The sequence below is a fragment of the Dokdonella fugitiva genome (assembly GCF_004342425.1).
GTDB classification, from domain to species: Bacteria; Pseudomonadota; Gammaproteobacteria; order Xanthomonadales; family Rhodanobacteraceae; genus Dokdonella_A; species Dokdonella_A fugitiva.
In genome coordinates this window covers 332,709-349,565 of the sequence record NZ_SLWQ01000003.1, presented here as the reverse complement: position 1 = coordinate 349,565, position 16,857 = coordinate 332,709, and the positions used below count along the sequence as shown (strand labels likewise).

The following is a 16,857-nucleotide window of genomic DNA, read 5'->3' as shown; positions in this document are numbered from 1 at the left end:
TCAGCCGTCGAAGAACAGGCGCGCGAGTTCCGCTCCGGGATCCGAGGCGCGCATGAATGCCTCGCCGACGAGGAACGCGCCGACGCCGGCCTCGCGCATCCGCGCGACGTCGGCCGGCGCGTGGATGCCGCTTTCGGTGACAAGCACGCGACCTTCGTCGACGCGTCCGCGCAGGCGCAGGGTCGTGTCGAGCGAGGTCTCGAACGTGCGCAGGTTGCGGTTGTTGATGCCGACGAGCGGCGCGGGAATGTCGAGCGCGCGCGCGAGTTCGTCCTCGTCGTGCACCTCGACGAGCACGTCGAGGTCGAGTTCGGCCGCGAGCAGCGCGAGTTCGAGCAGTGCGGCGTCGCCGAGCGCGGCGACGATGAGCAGGATCGCGTCGGCGCCGATCGCGCGCGCCTCGTAGACCTGGTACGCGTCGATCGTGAAGTCCTTGCGCAGGACCGGCAGTTCGCATGCGGCACGCGCCTGCTGCAGGTAGGCCTCGCTGCCCTGGAAGAAGTCCGCGTCCGTGAGCACGGACAGGCACGCCGCGCCTGCGGCGGCGTAGCTCGTAGCGATCGCGGCGGGATCGAACTGCGCGCGGATCACGCCCTGCGACGGGCTCGCCTTCTTCACCTCCGCGATCACCGCCGGCAGGCCCGCCTCGAGCTTCGCCTCGATCGCCGCGGCGAAACCGCGCGTCGGCGGCAGGTCGGCGACCCGCGCGGAAAGCTCGACGAGCGGCAGGCGCGCGCTGCGTTCGGTGATCTCTTCGACCTTGCGCGCGAGGATGCGTTGAAGGATGTCGGACATGCGAGGGCCGAGGGTTGGGGGCTGAAGAAGCGTAGCGGCTGTGTCTGGCGTGGAAGCGGCGGGAGCGCGATGCTCTTTGACGGCGGGCCAAGGCCCGCCTACGCCGGCGAGGCCGCGCCCGCGGCGAGCTGCCGCGTCGCCGCGACGAATGCATCGAGCTTCGCCCGCGCGGCACCGCTCGCGACGACCGCGCGCGCGCGCTCGATGCCGTCCTGGATGGAACCGGCGAGGCCGGCCGCATACAGCGCCGCGCCCGCGTTGAGCAGCACGATGTCGCGCGCGACGCCGGGCGTGTCGTCGAGCGCCTCGAGCAGCAATGCCTTCGATTCGAGCGCGTGCGCGACGCGCAGGTTGCGGCTCGACGCCATCACGAGGCCGAAGTCTTCCGGTTCGATCACGTATTCGCGGACGACGCCGTCGCGCAGCTCGCCGACCATCGTCGCCGCGCCGAGCGAGATCTCGTCCATGCCGTCGCGGCCCCAGACGACGAGCGCATGGCGCGCGCCGAGCTGCTGCAGCGCGCGCACCTGGATGCCGACGAGGTCGGGATGGAACACGCCCATGAGGATGTTCGGCGCACCGGCGGGATTGGTCAGCGGCCCGAGGATGTTGAACAGCGTGCGCACGCCGAGTTCCTTGCGCACCGGCGCGACGACCTTCATCGCCGGATGGTGGTTCGGCGCGAACATGAAGCCGATGCCGGTCTGCGCGAAGCAGCGCGCGACCTCGGCTGGGCCGAGGTCGATCGACGCGCCGAGCGCCTCGAGCACGTCGGCGCTGCCGGACTTCGACGACACGCTGCGGTTGCCGTGCTTGGCGACCTTCGCGCCCGCGGCCGCGGCGACGAACATGCTCGCGGTGGAGATGTTGAACGTATGCGCGCCGTCGCCGCCGGTGCCGACGATGTCGACGAAGTGCGCGGGCGTGCCGACGTCGACCTTCGCGGCGAGTTCGCGCATCACACGCGCGGCGCCGGTGATCTCGCCTATCGTCTCCTTCTTCACGCGCAGGCCGGCGACGATCGCCGCGACCAGCGTCGGCGAGACCTCACCACGCATGATCTGGCGCATGAGATCGACCATCTCGTCGTGGAAGATCTCGCGGTGTTCGATCGCGCGTTGCAGCGCTTCCTGCGGGGTGATCGGCATCGGTCTGGGTCTCGCGCTCAACGGGCGCGGTAACGGATGGAATGGATGTCGGCGCGGCCCTGCCCGCCCGGGCGTTCGCCCGAGAACAGCAGCACGCCCGGATGCGCGGGATCGATGGCCGGCCCGAGGATCCAGCCGCCGTCGACGTTGACGCGCGCGTCGAGGCGCCGTGCGCGCACGTAGCGCTCGCCGTCGCGCACGGCAGTCCACAGCGCGATCGGCGCTTCGTCGATGTTCTCGGATCGCGCGAATACGAGCACGCGACCGTCGTCGAGCCAGGCCGCGTCGAAGTCATCGCCGGCGCCATTGACCTCGCCTGCGAGCGGCACTGCAGCCTGCCAGGCGCCGTCGCGCCATGTGCTCGTGAAGAGGTCGTGCCGCCCCGCGCCACCGCGGCCATTGGTCGCGAACAGGAGCGTGCTCCCGTCGGCGGACGGCGTCGGCGCCCATTCGTCGCCGGCCGAATTGACGCCCGCGCCGAGGTTCATTGGTGCGCCGAAGGTCGCCGTCGCCGGATCGAACGCGACCTGCCACAGGTCGTCGCCGCCGTAGCCGCCGGCGCGATTGGAGAAGAAATAGACGCTGCGGCCATCGGCCGAGAACGCGGGGTCGAATTCGTTCGCGGGTGTATCGAACGCGACCGCGACCGGCGCGCTCCAGGCGTCGTCACGGCGACGACTCATCCAGATGTCCCAGCCGCCCGCGCCGCCGGGGCGGTTCGTGCTGCCCCAGAGCACGGTGTCGCCGTCCGGACTCGCTGCAGGGCGGATCTCCGAGTACTCCGACGACACGATGCCGGGCAGGAACACCGACGCATCACCGTCGAGTTCGAACGCGGCCTCGTGCACCGGCTTCGTCACGCAGGCAGCGAGCAGCGCGCTCGCGGCGACAGGCAGGACATGGCGTGCATGCATCGCTCCCCTCCCGGCCCGGTCAGGCGGCTTGCGGCAATGCCTGCGCGAGGAAGTTGCGCAGCATCGCGTGGCCGTGTTGGGTGAGGATCGATTCGGGGTGGAACTGCACGCCTTCGATCGGCAGCGTGCGATGGCGCAGGCCCATGATCTCGTCGATCGAACCGTCCGCATGCTCGGTCCACGCCGTGATTTCGAGGCAGTCCGGCAGGGTCGACTGTTCGACCACGAGCGAGTGATAACGCGTCGCCTCGAACGGATCGGGCAGGCCGTGGAACACGCCCTTGCCCGCGTGATGGATCGGTGACGTCTTGCCGTGCATGATCTCCTTCGCGCGGATCACGCGCCCGCCGAACGCCTGGCCGATCGACTGGTGGCCGAGGCAGACGCCGAACACCGGCACTTCGCCGCCGAGCCGCTGCAGCACCTCGAGCGACACGCCCGCATCGTCCGGCGTGCCCGGCCCGGGCGAGATCACGATCGCCGACGGTCGCAGCGCGCGCAGCGCCGGCAGGGTCATCTCGTCGTTGCGGATCACCCGCACGTCCTCGCCGAGCTCGCCGAAGTACTGCACGAGGTTGAACGTGAACGAGTCGTAGTTGTCGATCATCAACAGCATGCGCACGCCCGTCGGGCCGGAAAGCGAAGCGGGAGTATACGGCGGAACGGCAGCACGCCCCGGTATGGACGGCTGCGCGCTCAGGCCGCGTCGGGAGCGGCCTCCGCGTCGGGCCGCCGGAACCACCGGGCGAGGCCGTCGACCGACTCGCACATGCTGCGCGCGATCTCGCGCTCGCCCATGACCGCGGCGTCGGCGCCGCAGCCGAGCAGGTAGGCGACTTCCTCGTCGGAGTGCGCACGCGCGAGCACCGCGATCGCGGGGTTCGCCTCGCGCGCGTGGCGGATGATCTGGCCGGCCTCGAGCGTCTGCGGGATCGCCACGACGATCGCGCGCGCGTCGGCGACATGGACCGCGCCGAGCTTGTCGACCGACGCCGCGTTGCCGACCAGCGCGGGGATGCCGAGCGCACGCGCGCGTTCGACCGCGTCCGCGTCGGGTTCGATCAGTGCGAGCGGCGTGCCTTCGCCGTGCAGGCGCTGGCCGACGAGCGAGCCGACGCGGCCGAAGCCGACGAGGATCACATGGTCGCGCTCGGGCAACGGCGGGCCCGGCGGAAGGTCGGGCTCGAGCGCGGCCGCGGCGGCGACACGCGCGGCCTCGCGGCGCGCGACCCAGCGGTCGAGCGCGATGAACAGCAGCGGGTTCGCGCAGATCGACAGGATCGCGCCGGCGAGCACGAGGTCGCGGCCGTCCTTCGGCAGCAGGCCGAGCTCGATGCCGAGGCCGGCGAGGATGAAGGCGAACTCGCCGATCTGCGCGAGGCTCGTCGCGATCGTGAGGCCGACCTCGGTCGGACGCCCGAACGCGCGCACGATCAGGAACGCGCCGATCGACTTGCCGAAGAGGATGATCGCGAGCACGCCGAGCACGGGCAGCGGCGCGCGCACGAGGATCGACGGATCGAACAGCATGCCGACCGAGACGAAGAACAGCACCGCGAACGCGTCGCGGAACGGCAGCGAATCCTGCGCCGCCTGGTGGCTCAGCTTCGACTCGTTGAGCACCATGCCGGCGAAGAACGCGCCGAGCGCGAACGACACGCCGAACAGCACGGCCGACGCATAGGCGACGCCGAGCGCGATGCCGAGCACGGCGAGCGTGAAGAGTTCGCGCGAGCCGGTGCCCGCGGTGCGCTCGAGCAGCCACGGGATCGCGCGTCGGCCGAACAGCAGCATCACCGCGACGAACGCGGCGACCTTGGCCAGCGTGAGGCCGAGCGCGGCGTAGAGGTTCACGCCGTCGTGCGTGGTACCGCCGAGCAGGCCCGCGAGCGCGGGCAGCAGCACGAGCGTGAGCACCATCGCGAGATCCTCGACGATGAGCCAGCCGATCGCGATGCGGCCGCGCTGCGTCTCGAGCAGGCTGCGCTCCTCGAGTGCACGCAGCAGCACCACCGTGCTCGCGGTCGACAGCGCGAGGCCGAGCACGAGACCCGCGCCGACGGGCCAGCCCGTCAACCATGCGAGCAGCATGCCGAGCGCGGTCGCGATCGCGATCTGCACCGCGGCACCCGGCAGCGCGATCGCGCGCACGGCAAGCAGGTCGCCGAGCGAGAAGTGCAGGCCGACGCCGAACATGAGCAGGATCACCCCGATCTCCGACAGCTCCGGCGCGAGCGCCTGGTCGGCGACGATGCCCGGCGTGAACGGCCCGATCGCGACACCCGCGAGCAGGTAACCGACGATCGGCGGCAGCCGCAGCCGCTGCGCGAGCATGCCCGCCACGTAGGCGAGCACGAAGGCGGAGACGAGCGTCGCGATGAGGGGGGTGGCGTGGGTCATGCTTGACTGAGGGCCGGAGGCTGAGGGTTGGAGGTTGAGGACAAAGCATCGCGCCTTCCGGTTCCCGCAAGATGCGGTCGTCCGCCCGCGCAGGCCGAACTGACTTCGCCGCAATTCCGTTCGCCCTGAACCCAGCCGCGGAACGGGCGGAGTCGAAGCGCCCATCGGGACGGCGGCCCTTCGACTCCGGCCTGCGGCGTCCATCCAGGGCGAACGGTCGCGCTCCTGCCGCGTCCGCGTCCATGGGAGCGACGGGAGCCGCGATGCTTTTCGCTCATGGCAGGTCGAGGCCTACCATACACGAGCGGGCCGTGAAGGGAATGGCGAAAGCCGCCATGCTCGTGATGATGCGCGGAACAGCAGCGCCCGATGCTCTTCGGCCCTGGCCCCTCAGCCCTCAGCCCTTCCCATGCGCCCGCCCCGCAACCAGCGCGCGCGCAGCGGCCAGGCGATCGCGAGTACCGCGAGGAACACGCCATATGCGAGCAGCGTCGCGACGATCTGCCGCCACAGGTGGCCGCCGCTGCCGGTGCCTGCGTCGAAGCCCCAGCGCATCGCGACGATGCTCGCCGCGGCGGCCAGCGCGAGCACGCCGAGGTCGGCGAGCCAGCGCGCAGCACTGCGCGGTGCACGGGGCCAGGCGCAGTAGAGGCCGCCGACGATCGCGAACGTCGGCAGGAACAGGATGAATGAGAGCCCGGTTTCGAAGAACGCGTTCATGGCTTCAATCGACGACGATGCCTTGCATCGCCTCGACGTCCTGTGCGGTGAGGGCGGAATCGCGCCCGCCCCAGCGGCGGCGCAGGTAGTTGACCACCGCCGCGATCTCGTCCGCGTCGAGCTGCTGCACGAATGGCGGCATCGAATGCGGCCGCGGCCCGTCGTCGAGCGCGACCGGCATGCCCCCATAGAGCACGAGTCGCAGCGCATTCGTCGCATCGGGCGCGCTCGCCGCGACCGAACCCTGCAAGGGCGGATACGCGCCGGGCTTGCCCTCGCCATCCTTGCCGTGGCAATCGGCGCAGGCATGCGCGTAAACCTGTACTCCCTTGCTGCCGGGGTCGTTGCCCGCCTCGGTTCCGACCGGCGCGCGCAGCGGCGCCGGTGCGACCTGCTTGAGATGCCGCGCGATCGCGAGCGCGTCGTCGGGCGTGAGCGCGCGCAGGCTCGCGTAGACGACTTCGGCCATCGGTCCGTAGGCGCTGCCGTGCGCCGACGTGCCGGTGCGCAGGTAGTCGGCGAGTTCCCCGTCGGAGTAGCGCGCGAGCTGCATGCGATCGAGCGGCGGCGCGTACCAGCCGATGCCCGGGATGCGGCCGCCGGCAAAATGGCCTTCCGGTGGCAGCGAACCGCGCTCGCCGCGCGCGCTGTGGCACATCGCGCAGTGGCCGAGGCCTTCGACGAGGTAACGGCCGCGATCGTTCGGGTCGATGCGCGCATCGCGCGGGCGATAGTGCAGCATGCGCCAGCCGACGAGCGCGCGGCGCGAATCCGCGGGCGGCTCGAGCCGGTTCGATGGCGGCTCCGACGCGCTCGCCGGCTGCGTGCGCAGCCAGGCGTAGATCGCATCGAGGTCGGCGTCGGCGACTTCGGCGAAATGCGCGTACGGGAATACCGGATAAAGCGCGCCGCGGCGTGACACGCCGTGGCGCATCACGTGCGCGAACTCGTCGGCCGACCAGTCGCCGATGCCGTGTTCGCGATCGGGCGTGATGTTGGTGCTGTAGACGGTGCCGATGCCGGTCGCGAACGCGCGCCCTCCTGCGAACGGCGTGCCGCCGCGCGTCGTGTGGCAGGCGCGGCAGTTGCCGATGCGCGCGAGGTAGTCGCCACGCGCGAGCGTCGCGGCATCGGCGGCGACGACGCGGTCGGTGTGCGGCATGCGGTACGGTTCGACGCCGCCCTGGCGCGCGAACAGCACGGCCGCGATCGCGATCGCGGCGAGCGCGCACGGCAAGACCAACCAGGCGAGCACGAACAGGACGCGGCGCAGGCTCATGGCGTCGCCTCCGTTTGCAGCGCGCCGCACGCCACGGGCGGAACGACGCTGCCCGCGGGCGCCGGGCGCAGGCCCGTGGCATTCGGCTGCTGCGAGAGCCAGGTCGCGACCGCGCGGATGTCCTCGGGCGAGAGAGCGCGCGCGACTTCGCGCATGCAGTCGGGTTCGCGCGCGCGGCGCGAACCGTTGCGCCAATGGCCGAACTGCGCGACGACGTAGTCGGCCGGCAGGCCGAGCGTCGCCGGGATGCCGGGCTCGACGCCGGCAAGATCCGGACCGTGGCAGGCGCTGCACGCGGGCACGCCGTGCTCGCGGTCGCCCTCGCGCACGAGGCGCCCGGCGCGCTCGCGCCGCTCCGGCGTGAGCTGCTCCGCCCCCGTGTCGGCGGCCTGCGTGCGCGGCGGCAACGCCGCGTAGTACGTGGCGATCTCGTGCAACCAGCCGTCGTCGGCGAACTGCACGAGCCAGGTCATCGACGCGTTGACGCGGCGCCCGTCGCGAAAACCCGCGAGTTGCTCGAACAGGTAGCCGGCCGGCTTGCCGGCGAGGTGCGGCACGTACTCGGTGCCCTGCATGCCTTCGCCATGCGCGCCATGGCAGGCGGCGCAGGCAGCGAGGCGCTCGGCGATGCCGTCGTCGGCGAACGCCGGCAACGACAGCGCGAGCAGGAACGCGACAGCGGATCGGCGATGCATGTCGGGATGCCGTGTCAGCGCCCGAGGCCGTGCGGCTGGATCCAGCCGGTCGCGACACCGAGCATGACGAGGAGGATGAGGCCGACCGACAGGCCGATGCGCCAGGTCAGCGCGCGCACGGTGCGACCGGTCGACCCGTGGTCGACCATCATGAAGTACAGCCCCGCGCCGAGCTGCCAGAGGATCGCGGCGAGGGCGCCGATGATGAGGATCTTGCCGGCCATGGTGACTCCAGGATCGTGGTCCGTGGTGGACCATAGTCGCACGCGCGAACGCCGAACCGATCAGCTGGCGCCCAAACGACCGGATCAGCCTGCGCGAATTGTCGCAGTCAGGCCGGGCGCGCCAGCCGGCCAAGCACGGCCAGCGCGGCGTCGACGCGCCCGTCATGCGGATGGCCGTAGTTGAGGCGCAGGCATCGCTCGAACTGCGCCCGCGAGGAGAAGATCGGTCCCGGCGCGACGCTGATCGACTGCGCGAGCGCGCGCCGGTGCACGTCCATCGCGTCGGCGCCGGGCGGCAGTTCGAGCCAGAGGAAGTAGCCGCCGTCCGGTCGCGTCGCGCGCGTCGCCGCGGGAAAGTGCGTCGCGACCGCCGCGAGCATCGCGTCGCGTTGGCCGGCCAGGGCCTGCCGCAACTTGCGCAGGTGGCGGTCGTAACCGCCGTGTTCGAGATACGCCGCGAGTGTCGCTTCGGCCGGCGTCGATGCGGTCAGCGTGGTCGAGAGCTTGAGCCGCGCGACCGTGCGCAGGTGGCGACCGGGTGCGATCCAGCCGATGCGGTAGCCGGGCGCGAGGCATTTGGAGAACGACGAGCAGTGCAGCACGAGGCCGGCGCGATCGTAGGCCTTCGCCGGCGGCGGCCGGCGCGCGCCGAAGTAGAGCTCGCCGTAGACGTCGTCCTCGATCAGGGGCGTGTCGTGGCGCGCGAGCAGCTCGACCAGTTCGCGCTTCTTCGCCTCCGGCATGAGGCTGCCGAGCGGGTTCTGGAAGCTGGTCATGAGCCAGCACGCGGCCGGTCGCCGGCGTTCGAGCACTTCGGCGAGCGCGCCGAGGTCGATGCCTTCGCGCGGGTGCGTCGCGACCTCGATCGCGCGCAGGCCGCGCTGCTCGAGCGCCTGCAGCGACGCGTAGAACGTCGGCGACTCGACCACCACCGCGTCTCCGGGCCTGGTCACCGCGGCGAGCCCGAGGTGCAGTGCCTCCATCGCGCCGTTGGTGACGACGAGTTCGTCGGCGTCGATCGCGAGGCCGTCGACGAGATAGCGCAGCGCGATCTGCCGGCGCAACGCCGCGTTGCCGAGCAGCAGGTGGTCTACGTTCGCGCGCGGATCGAGCCGCTGCACGGTCGACGCCATCGTCTTCGCGAGGCGCGCCAGAGGAAACAGGGATGGCGCCGGGAACGCCGAGCCGAGCGGCACGACGTCGCGTCGCATCGTCGCCTCGAGGATCGCGAATACGCGCTCGCCGACGTCGACCGCGATCGACTCGCCCAGCGGCGCCGACGCGTGCTCGAGCGGCGGCGGCGGCACCGCCGCGACGTAGTAGCCCGACCGCGGGCGGGCGCGGATCAGCCCGCGTGCCTCGAGCCGGTAGTAGGCCTGGAACACCGTCGAGGCATGCACGCCGCGGCTCGCCGCCGCCTGCCGCACCGACGGCAGCCGATCGCCGGCGCGCAACGTGCCGGCACGGATCGACGCCTCGATCTCGTCGGCGAGGGTTTCGTAGCGTTTCGACGGGCGGTCGCGATTGCGCAAGCGCGAAGCGTGAACCAAGGGCGGCGCGGCGATCAAGCACCGGTTCGCGATGGCGGTAGCGCGCCTTGATCCGACTGCGCACTCAGACGAGGTGCAGGCCGCCGTCGCACTCGAGTACGGTGCCGGTGACGAAACCGTTGCCGGCGAGGAACTGCACGGCGTGCGCGACCTCGTCGGCACGGCCCACGCGACCGACCGGCAGCACGCGGGCCTGCTCGGCGAACACGCGCTGCTTCGCCTCGGTCGGCAGGCGGTCCCACCAGGCCGTGTCGATGACGCCGGGCGCGACGGCGTTGACGCGGATCGGTGCGAGTTCGCGTGCGAGCGCGCCGAGCATCGCCTCGAGCGCGCCGTTGATCGCGGCGAGCCCGGCCGTGCCGGGATTGGCCATGCGTGCGGAGATCGAGCCGAGGAAGGTGATGCTGCCGTCGCGGCGCAAGACCGGCAGGGCTGCCTGCGCCGCGGACACCTGCGGCCAGAACTTCGCCTCGAAGCCGCGCCGCAATGCGGCGAGGTCGAGGTCGCGGAACGGACCGCCGCCCTCGCCGCCGCTCAACGCGAGCACGAGATGGTCGACGCGGGCGATGCGCGCGAAGAACGCGTCGAGTGCCGCGCGATCGCCGGCATCGAGCGCCTCGCCGACGGCGTCGCCGCTGAGCGACGCGAGCGCGGCCTCGAGTTTCGCCGGATCGCGACCGGCAACGACGACGCGCGCGCCGGCGCCGGCGATGCGCCGTGCGGTGGCGAGCCCGATGCCGGAGGTGCCGCCGAGGACGACGACGGTCTCGCGCTCGCTCACAACCCACCCGCCGCCTGGGCGACCGCGCGGAACAGCGCGCGGCCCTTGTTCATCGTCTCCTCCCACTCCTTCGCGGGGTCGGAGTCGTAGACGACGCCGCCGCCGGCCTGGACGTAAAGGCGTCCATCCTGGATGACGGCGGTGCGGATCGAGATCGCGGTATCGGCATCGCCGTTCCAGCCGATGTAGCCGATCGCGCCCGCGTAGATGTTGCGTTTGTGCGGCTCGAGTTCCTGGATGATCTCGATCGCGCGGATCTTCGGCGCGCCGCTTACGGTGCCGGCGGGGAACGTCGCCTTGAGCACGTCCATGTATGACAGGCCGTCGCGCAGCTCGCCTTCGACCTGGCTGACGATGTGCATCACGTGCGAGTAGCGTTCGATCACGAAGCTCTCGGTGAGCCTGACGCTGCCCGTCTTGCTCACGCGGCCGACGTCGTTGCGGCTGAGGTCGATCAGCATGAGGTGCTCGGCGCGCTCCTTGGTGTCGGCGAGCAGCTCCTGCTCGAGCGCGAGGTCCTCCTCGGGCGTCCTGCCGCGCGGGCGCGTGCCGGCGATCGGCCGCACCACCACCCGGCCCTGCTTGAGGCGCACGAGGATCTCCGGCGACGAGCCGACGATCTGCGTGCGCCCGAGGTCGATGAAGTACATGTACGGCGATGGATTGAGCGCGCGCAATGCGCGGTACACGTCGACCGGGCGCGCGCGGAACGGCACCGACAGGCGCTGCGACGGCACCACCTGGAAGATGTCGCCGGCGCGGATGTACTCCTTCGCGCGCTCGACCATCGCCTCGTACTGCTCGCGCGTGAAGCTCGATTCGAAGTCCGCTTCGCCGAGGCCTTTCGGATCGAGCACGTCGGGATAGCCGGAGCCGGAATGGCGCAGGCGGAACGCGAGTTCGTCGAGGCGCCGGCGCGCGCGCGCGTACGCCTGCGGCTGCGCGGGGTCGGCGTGCACGATGAGGTAGAGGCGGCCCTTGAGGTTGTCGAACACCGCGACTTCCTCGCTGAGCATGAGCAGCGCGTCGGGCGTGCCGAGTTCGTCGCGCTTGTCCTCGCGCGCGAGGCGTGGCTCGATCCAGCCGATCGTCTCGAAGCCGAAGTGCCCGACGAGGCCACCGCTGAACGCGGGCAGCCCGGGCACGCTCGCGACCCTGTACGCGGCGCGGATGCGCTCGATCTCGCCGAGCGGATCGTCGAGCTCGCGTGACTCGACCACCTCGCCGAGTTCCTCGATCGTCAGCGTGCGCCCGCGCAGCACGTGCACGCGCCGGCATGGCAGGCCGATGATCGAATGCCGTCCCCAGGTCTCGCCGCCCTCGACCGATTCGAACAGGTACGAGTACGGGCCGTCGGCGAGCTTGAGGTACACCGATAGTGGCGTGTCGAGGTCGGACAGCACCTCGCGCACGACGGGGATGCGGTTGTATCCCTGCGCGGCGAGTGCGGCGAATTCTTCCTGCGTGATCACGGCATGGCCTGCGGATGGCGGCCCGCCAAGATATCAGGGCGTGCTGCGGCGCGACAGGGAGCCCCCGCCGTGCGCCGGCGCACGGCGCTCAGGCCGGATCGAACCCGTCGGCGTGAATCACGTCGACGACCATCACACCCGGTTCGCGCACGATGTCGTAGGTGAGGCTGCCCGCGGGCGCGTCGCGCCCCCAGTAGAGTTCGACCGAGGTCGGCGACGCGCCGACGAGCGGATGCGGCTCGACGTCGTCCTCGCCCGGCGTGTCGGTCAGCGTGATCGCATCGCTCCAGGTCGCGCCGTCGCTCGAGCGGCGAACGGCGAGGTCGAACTGGCTGCCGTTCGCGCGGATCCAGAACAGTGCGAACGCGCCGTCGGGCATGACCAGCGGCAGCGAATCGTGGTTGTTGCCGCTCACCGCGAAGTCCTGCGGCGCGGCGCTCCAGTCGTGCACGTCGGTCGTCGTCTTCACGTACATCGCGAGGGCGCCGCCGCCGACCTGGTAGCTCGCGAGGTAGAGGCCGTCGCTTTCGCGGAACGCGATGCGCGGCAGTTGGCTGCCCGTCGCGATCGGCGTCTTCAAGGTGTCCCAGGTCACCCCGCCGTCGGTCGATTCGGCGACATAGCTGCCCGTCGGCAGGCGCTGGTAGCTCATCGTCAGCGTGCCGTCGGCGTGACGGACGACATGCGGGTTGACCTCCCCGCCGGTCGCCCAGCCGAGGTCGAGCTGGTCCTGTTCGGTGAACACGACGCCGTCGGTGCTCGTCGCGCGCCAGAGGCGGTAGCTCGAGTTGCCGCCGCTGCCCTTGAGGTAGAACAAGGCGTAGTTCGACGGGCCGAGCTGCAGCAGCGACGGATGGCGCTCGCTCGCGCTGCTCGCGATGATCGGCACCGGCGTGCTCCACGTCGCGCCGCCGTCGGTGGAGCGCGTCAGCAGCAGGTCGCCGGAGAATGTCGATGCGCTCAGGCGTTCGAACACGACGATGCGTGCGCCGTCGTCGCTCGAGCGGATCACCGACGGCATGTAGTCGATCTCGTCGCCACTCGTGACGGACTCGGCCGCGTGCGCGGCGGCGGCGCAGAGGAATGCGCCTGAAAGCAAGACGACGAGCTTCATGCAACGACCCCTCTTCGCGGACGACACGCGATTACGACACCGAATGCGCGAAACGGCACGCCGCGGTGCGGCAGCGCCGCCGCTTCGCGGGCTGCGCTTGGCGCGAACGGGCATGTTCGAAGCGTCGACCAGCGGAGACCGTTGATCCACGGAAGCGCGCTGCCGGCGCAGGCCCTGCCCTCAGCCCTCGGAACCGGCATCGGCCAGTCGCCGCCGCGGCATCCCCGCCATGTCGAGCGAAAACGCGACGCCGCTGCCATCGGCGAGGTTGGTGGCGTCGGCGCGGCCCTGGTGCAACTCGGCGACGAGGCGCACCACGTACAGGCCGAGGCCGAGATGCGGCACGGCACCGCTGCCGCGCGCACTGCTCTCGCGCATCGAGACGAGCGAATCGAACAGGCGCTCCTGCATCGCGGCGGGCAATGGCCGGCCCTGGTTGGCGAGGCGCACGACCGCGCCGCTCGCGTCGGCATTCAGCGACAGCGCGATCCAGCCGCCCGGCGGCGTGAACGAGCAGGCGTTGTCGAACAGCTTGTCGAGCGCCTGCGCGACGAGGTCGGGCGCGCCGTGGAACGGCACCGCCGCCGGCGGCAGCTCGAGCCGCAGTTCGCGCCCGTCACAGAGCGCACGATAGCCGTCGGCGCAACCGGCGACGAGCGCGCGCAGGTCGAAGTCCTCGGCTTCGGCCGAGGCGATCGCGCGCTCGATGCGACTGGCCTCGCTCATCGCGCGCACGATCGTGCCGAGCCGCTCGGCGCCGTCGCGCGCACGCGCGAGGTACGGTCGCGCGGCCGCCGGCACGTCGTGGTGATCGAGGTTGTCGAGCGAGGACTTGACGATCGCGAGCGGCGTGTTGAGTTCGTGCGAGAGCTTCGAGGCGAGCGTGCGCAGGTAGTCGGTGTAGGCGCCGACCTCGTCGACGAGCCTGGCGAAGCTGCGCGCGAGGTCGCCGAGTTCGTCGGGCGCGTCCGCGAGCGGCATCGGGCCATCCAGCCGTCCGGACGTCCGCACGGCGCGTTCGGCCGCGTTGCGCAGGCGGCGGATGCGCCATGACAGCGACGCGCCGAAGGCGAGCAGGATCGCCAGCGCGATCGCCAGTGCGACGAGGGTGGAGCCGGCGAGGCCGACGAGGGCGCGATTGGCGAGCAACGGCAGGGCGCGATTGGCCTGTTCGATCACGAGCGCGCCGTGCTGGCCGTCGGCCGACTGCAGCGGGATCGCCGCGGTGAGCACGACCGCGCCGCCGCGGTCGACCGCACGCCAACTAGTCGCCGGAACGCCGGACAGCGCCTGCCAGACTTCGCTCGCGTCGAGTCGCGGGCGCTCGCCGTCGAGGGTCGCGGACCCGCCGAAGCCCGGCGCAATCAGCACGCGGTAGACGAAATTGCCGAAGCCGCCCGGCGCGTCGCGCGCCGCCACGCCGGCCGCGTCGAGCCTGCCCGCATCGGCGACGAGCCAGCCGTCGGCGGCGACGAGGCGCGTGCGCGTATGCGCGGGAACCAGCGGTTGCAGCGAGCGCGCCGCGCCTTCGTCGTAAGCGATCACGCGGCGTGGCTCGGCCGGCGCCGCTTCGGCGAACGCTGAATCGTGTACCGCGAGGCCGATGCGCTCGGGCATCACGCCGCGCGGCAGGCGCAGTTCGATGCAATAGCCCGAGCCGTCCTCCTGCAGCATCCCGGACAGGTGCGCGGGCAGGCGCTCGCCCTCGCCCTGCGCCGGCGCCTCGAACGCGCCGGGCGCTGCGCTCGTTAGGCGGTAGCGACGCGACTCGGCGCCGTCGACGAGCACCAGGTCGACGTAGTCGCCGAACGCGCTGCGCGCGTCGGCGGGATCGAAGCGCGCGCGCGTCGCGTCGCGCACTTCGGCGAGCAGGTACAGCATGTCGCGATCACGCGCGATCGTCGCGCGCAGCTTCTGCGCGTCGTCGCCGGGGCCGAGCGCCTGCGCGTACGGGCGCAGGCTGCTCCAGTCGTCCGCATAGCCGTCGACGACGATGCGCTCGGCCGCGCGCTGCAGGTAGAGCACCGCGCCTGCCGGCAGCCAGGCGATGCCGCGCGCCTCTACCGTCTTCGCGAGCATGCCCGCCGAGGCGAGCAGCGCCTGCTCCTGGCCCTGGCGCAGCAACAACTCGACCTGGCGCACGAACTGCCAGCCCGCCCACGGCAGCGCGAGCGTGGAAAGCGCGACGAGCAGCAGCTTGAAGCGGAGGGACATGGGGGGAGAGAGCGAGGACCTGGTTCTTGGGGCTGGGGGCCGAGGGCGGGCGGCGAGGCAGGATGGTCAAGTATGCGAGTGTCACAGGGGAGCAGGAACCGATGCTGGCCCGCAACGCGACGCCCCCGATGTGCAGCCCCCGGCCTTCGGCCCTCAAACGGGCTTCCAGCGATATCCCGCGCCGTGCACCGTGTCGATCCCGTCGAACGCGGGATCAATCGCGATGAACTTCTTGCGGATGCGCTTGATGTGCGAGGTGATCGTCGCGTCGTCGACGACGACCTGCGCGTCGCGCATGAGCTGGTCGCGGCTCTTCACGTGGCCGGGGAAGCGCACGAGCGTGTGCACCATCCAGAATTCCGTCACCGTCAACGGCACTTCCACGCCGTTCCAGGTCACGCGCATGCGCTCGGTCTCGAGCTTGAGCGGCCCCTGCTCGATCACGCTGTCGGCCGCGACCGGCTTGCGCAGCGCGTCCATCCGGCGCAGCAATGCGTTGATGCGCGCGGCGAGCTGGTGCAGGGAAATGTCCTTGGCGAGGTAGTCGTCGGCACCGAGGCGCAGGCCGGAGATCACGTCGAAGTCGGAGTCGCGCGCGGTGAGGAACAGGATCGGCAGGGTGGCCGATTGCGCGCGCAGGTGGCGGCAGAGTTCGAAGCCGCCTTCGGGTTCGTCGCCGAGGCCGACGTCGATGATCACGAGCTCGGGCAGGCGCTGCGCGAACGCGGCCTGCGCGTCGCCGCGCGAGGCGTAGCCACGCACTTCATAGCCGAGCCGCGTGAGCGCCTCGACGTAGTTGGCGCGGATCAGCGGTTCGTCCTCGACGATGGCGATGCTGCGCGGCATGGAACTCCCCTCCTTGCGTGCCGGCGGCGCGACGCCGCTCGAGGCGATGCGAGCTTACGCAGCGCCCGCACGCATGCGCAACGCCCGTGGCGCGCCTGCCCGCGGAATGCCAGAACTCGTCGCGATCACGGCACGATCCGGGCGCCGCGCGTCCTCGCGGCGGCGCTGCAATGAAGCTGCACACCGCACCGGAGCAACGACGATGAACCCGAGCCGCCCCGACCCGAACGCCGAACTGCACGCCCGCGAACGCCTGCGCATCGTCTTCGCGCTCGGCTCGCTGCTTCTCGGCCTGCTCGCCGCCGTGCACATGTAGCCGGCGACGGTTCGCCCGCGGCGATCCACGGATGGATCGCCTTCGATCGACGACGATCGCCGCGCCATGGACACGCCGCGTCGACACGTGCCGAAGGAGACACCGATGGACCGCCAGCGCGAGGCACTGCATGCCGACCCGATCCCCGCCGCGATCGCCGAGTTCCTCTGGCTCGGCGGCGAGGCGATGGTCTCCCTGCCCGGCCTGGCCGAGCTTTCGTGCAGGACGGCTGCGACGGAACGCGACGCCGAACCGTCCTGGGTGGCGATCTGATGCATCGGCCGAGGCCGACGGTCATCGCGTGGCCCAGGGAAGGGCGCCTGCGGCATCGACGGTGCGAGCCGTCGATGCCGTGGAAGCGGCGGCGCGCGTTCGCGCCGAGGTTTCCC

Annotated in this window: 16 protein-coding genes; 1 reads left to right on the top strand and 15 read right to left on the bottom strand. The window is 71.4% G+C overall.

Annotated elements, in window-relative coordinates:
* From trpC to pdsR, 15 genes are all read right to left on the bottom strand, one after another.
* Positions 1-795 (bottom strand): indole-3-glycerol phosphate synthase TrpC, encoded by a 795-nt coding sequence (gene trpC, locus EV148_RS08335; RefSeq protein WP_131996392.1) that lies wholly within the window; start codon positions 793-795, stop codon positions 1-3.
* Positions 796-893: 98 nt separating this feature from the next.
* A complete protein-coding gene (gene trpD / locus EV148_RS08330; protein ID WP_182517777.1) occupies positions 894-1,943 on the bottom strand; it encodes an anthranilate phosphoribosyltransferase in 1,050 nt (349 codons plus the stop codon).
* A gap of 17 nt (positions 1,944-1,960) precedes the next feature.
* Positions 1,961-2,857 carry a TolB family protein gene (locus EV148_RS08325; protein ID WP_131996386.1) on the bottom strand — a complete coding sequence of 299 codons (897 nt, stop codon included), beginning with the start codon at positions 2,855-2,857 and terminating at the stop codon, positions 1,961-1,963.
* A 19-nt stretch (positions 2,858-2,876) separates the two neighbouring features.
* On the bottom strand, positions 2,877-3,473 hold the full coding sequence (locus EV148_RS08320; RefSeq protein WP_131996383.1) for an anthranilate synthase component II: 597 nt from the start codon (positions 3,471-3,473) through the stop codon (positions 2,877-2,879).
* Between the two features lie 80 nt (positions 3,474-3,553).
* Positions 3,554-5,257, bottom strand: a complete 1,704-nt coding sequence (gene ybaL / locus EV148_RS08315) for a YbaL family putative K(+) efflux transporter (protein ID WP_131996380.1) — start codon at positions 5,255-5,257, stop codon at positions 3,554-3,556.
* 390 nt (positions 5,258-5,647) lie between these two features.
* Positions 5,648-5,977, bottom strand: a complete 330-nt coding sequence (locus tag EV148_RS08310) for a hypothetical protein (protein WP_131996377.1) — start codon at positions 5,975-5,977, stop codon at positions 5,648-5,650.
* A 4-nt stretch (positions 5,978-5,981) separates the two neighbouring features.
* The gene (locus EV148_RS08305; RefSeq protein ID WP_131996374.1) at positions 5,982-7,256 is read right to left on the bottom strand and encodes a c-type cytochrome; all 1,275 of its coding nucleotides are present in this window, start codon (positions 7,254-7,256) and stop codon (positions 5,982-5,984) included.
* A complete protein-coding gene (locus EV148_RS08300; RefSeq protein ID WP_131996371.1) occupies positions 7,253-7,951 on the bottom strand; it encodes a c-type cytochrome in 699 nt (232 codons plus the stop codon). The genes EV148_RS08305 and EV148_RS08300 overlap by 4 nt, the downstream gene beginning before the upstream one ends.
* A 14-nt stretch (positions 7,952-7,965) precedes the next feature.
* The gene (locus EV148_RS08295) at positions 7,966-8,175 is read right to left on the bottom strand and encodes a twin transmembrane helix small protein (protein ID WP_131996368.1); all 210 of its coding nucleotides are present in this window, start codon (positions 8,173-8,175) and stop codon (positions 7,966-7,968) included.
* A gap of 107 nt (positions 8,176-8,282) precedes the next feature.
* Positions 8,283-9,707 carry an aminotransferase-like domain-containing protein gene (locus EV148_RS08290; RefSeq protein WP_131996365.1) on the bottom strand — a complete coding sequence of 475 codons (1,425 nt, stop codon included), beginning with the start codon at positions 9,705-9,707 and terminating at the stop codon, positions 8,283-8,285.
* A gap of 82 nt (positions 9,708-9,789) precedes the next feature.
* Complete coding sequence (locus tag EV148_RS08285) at positions 9,790-10,506, bottom strand: SDR family oxidoreductase (RefSeq protein ID WP_131996362.1); 717 nt, start codon at positions 10,504-10,506, stop codon at positions 9,790-9,792.
* Positions 10,503-11,978, bottom strand: coding sequence for an anthranilate synthase component I (trpE, locus tag EV148_RS08280; protein ID WP_131996359.1), 1,476 nt, complete (start codon positions 11,976-11,978; stop codon positions 10,503-10,505). The genes EV148_RS08285 and trpE overlap by 4 nt, the downstream gene beginning before the upstream one ends.
* 88 nt (positions 11,979-12,066) lie before the next feature.
* Entirely contained in the window at positions 12,067-13,092 is a 1,026-nt protein-coding gene (locus EV148_RS08275) for a sialidase family protein (protein WP_158287392.1), read from the bottom strand.
* 180 nt (positions 13,093-13,272) lie between these two features.
* Positions 13,273-15,306, bottom strand: coding sequence for an ATP-binding protein (locus tag EV148_RS08270; protein ID WP_131996353.1), 2,034 nt, complete (start codon positions 15,304-15,306; stop codon positions 13,273-13,275).
* A gap of 153 nt (positions 15,307-15,459) precedes the next feature.
* Positions 15,460-16,152 carry a proteobacterial dedicated sortase system response regulator gene (gene pdsR, locus EV148_RS08265; RefSeq protein WP_131996350.1) on the bottom strand — a complete coding sequence of 231 codons (693 nt, stop codon included), beginning with the start codon at positions 16,150-16,152 and terminating at the stop codon, positions 15,460-15,462.
* A 421-nt stretch (positions 16,153-16,573) separates the two neighbouring features.
* Here pdsR and EV148_RS18465 point away from each other — a divergent pair, with 421 nt between their 5' ends.
* On the top strand, positions 16,574-16,741 hold the full coding sequence (locus EV148_RS18465; protein ID WP_158287391.1) for a hypothetical protein: 168 nt from the start codon (positions 16,574-16,576) through the stop codon (positions 16,739-16,741).
* The last annotated feature ends 116 nt before the right edge of the window (positions 16,742-16,857 follow it).

Excerpts from the sequence above, each read along its gene's own strand:
- EV148_RS08275 (WP_158287392.1), bottom strand. The coding sequence starts at position 13,092 with ATGAAGCTCGTCGTCTTGCTTTCAGGCGCATTCCTCTGCGCCGCCGCC.
- EV148_RS08305 (WP_131996374.1), bottom strand. The coding sequence starts at position 7,256 with ATGAGCCTGCGCCGCGTCCTGTTCGTGCTCGCCTGGTTGGTCTTGCCG.
- trpC (WP_131996392.1), bottom strand. The coding sequence starts at position 795 with ATGTCCGACATCCTTCAACGCATCCTCGCGCGCAAGGTCGAAGAGATC.
- EV148_RS08295 (WP_131996368.1), bottom strand. The coding sequence starts at position 8,175 with ATGGCCGGCAAGATCCTCATCATCGGCGCCCTCGCCGCGATCCTCTGG.
- pdsR (WP_131996350.1), bottom strand. The coding sequence starts at position 16,152 with ATGCCGCGCAGCATCGCCATCGTCGAGGACGAACCGCTGATCCGCGCC.
- EV148_RS18465 (WP_158287391.1), top strand. The coding sequence starts at position 16,574 with ATGGACCGCCAGCGCGAGGCACTGCATGCCGACCCGATCCCCGCCGCG.
- EV148_RS08310 (WP_131996377.1), bottom strand. The coding sequence starts at position 5,977 with ATGAACGCGTTCTTCGAAACCGGGCTCTCATTCATCCTGTTCCTGCCG.
- EV148_RS08320 (WP_131996383.1), bottom strand. The coding sequence starts at position 3,473 with ATGCTGTTGATGATCGACAACTACGACTCGTTCACGTTCAACCTCGTG.
- EV148_RS08325 (WP_131996386.1), bottom strand. The coding sequence starts at position 2,857 with ATGCATGCACGCCATGTCCTGCCTGTCGCCGCGAGCGCGCTGCTCGCT.
- ybaL (WP_131996380.1), bottom strand. The coding sequence starts at position 5,257 with ATGACCCACGCCACCCCCCTCATCGCGACGCTCGTCTCCGCCTTCGTG.
- EV148_RS08270 (WP_131996353.1), bottom strand. The coding sequence starts at position 15,306 with ATGTCCCTCCGCTTCAAGCTGCTGCTCGTCGCGCTTTCCACGCTCGCG.
- trpD (WP_182517777.1), bottom strand. The coding sequence starts at position 1,943 with ATGCCGATCACCCCGCAGGAAGCGCTGCAACGCGCGATCGAACACCGC.
- EV148_RS08300 (WP_131996371.1), bottom strand. The coding sequence starts at position 7,951 with ATGCATCGCCGATCCGCTGTCGCGTTCCTGCTCGCGCTGTCGTTGCCG.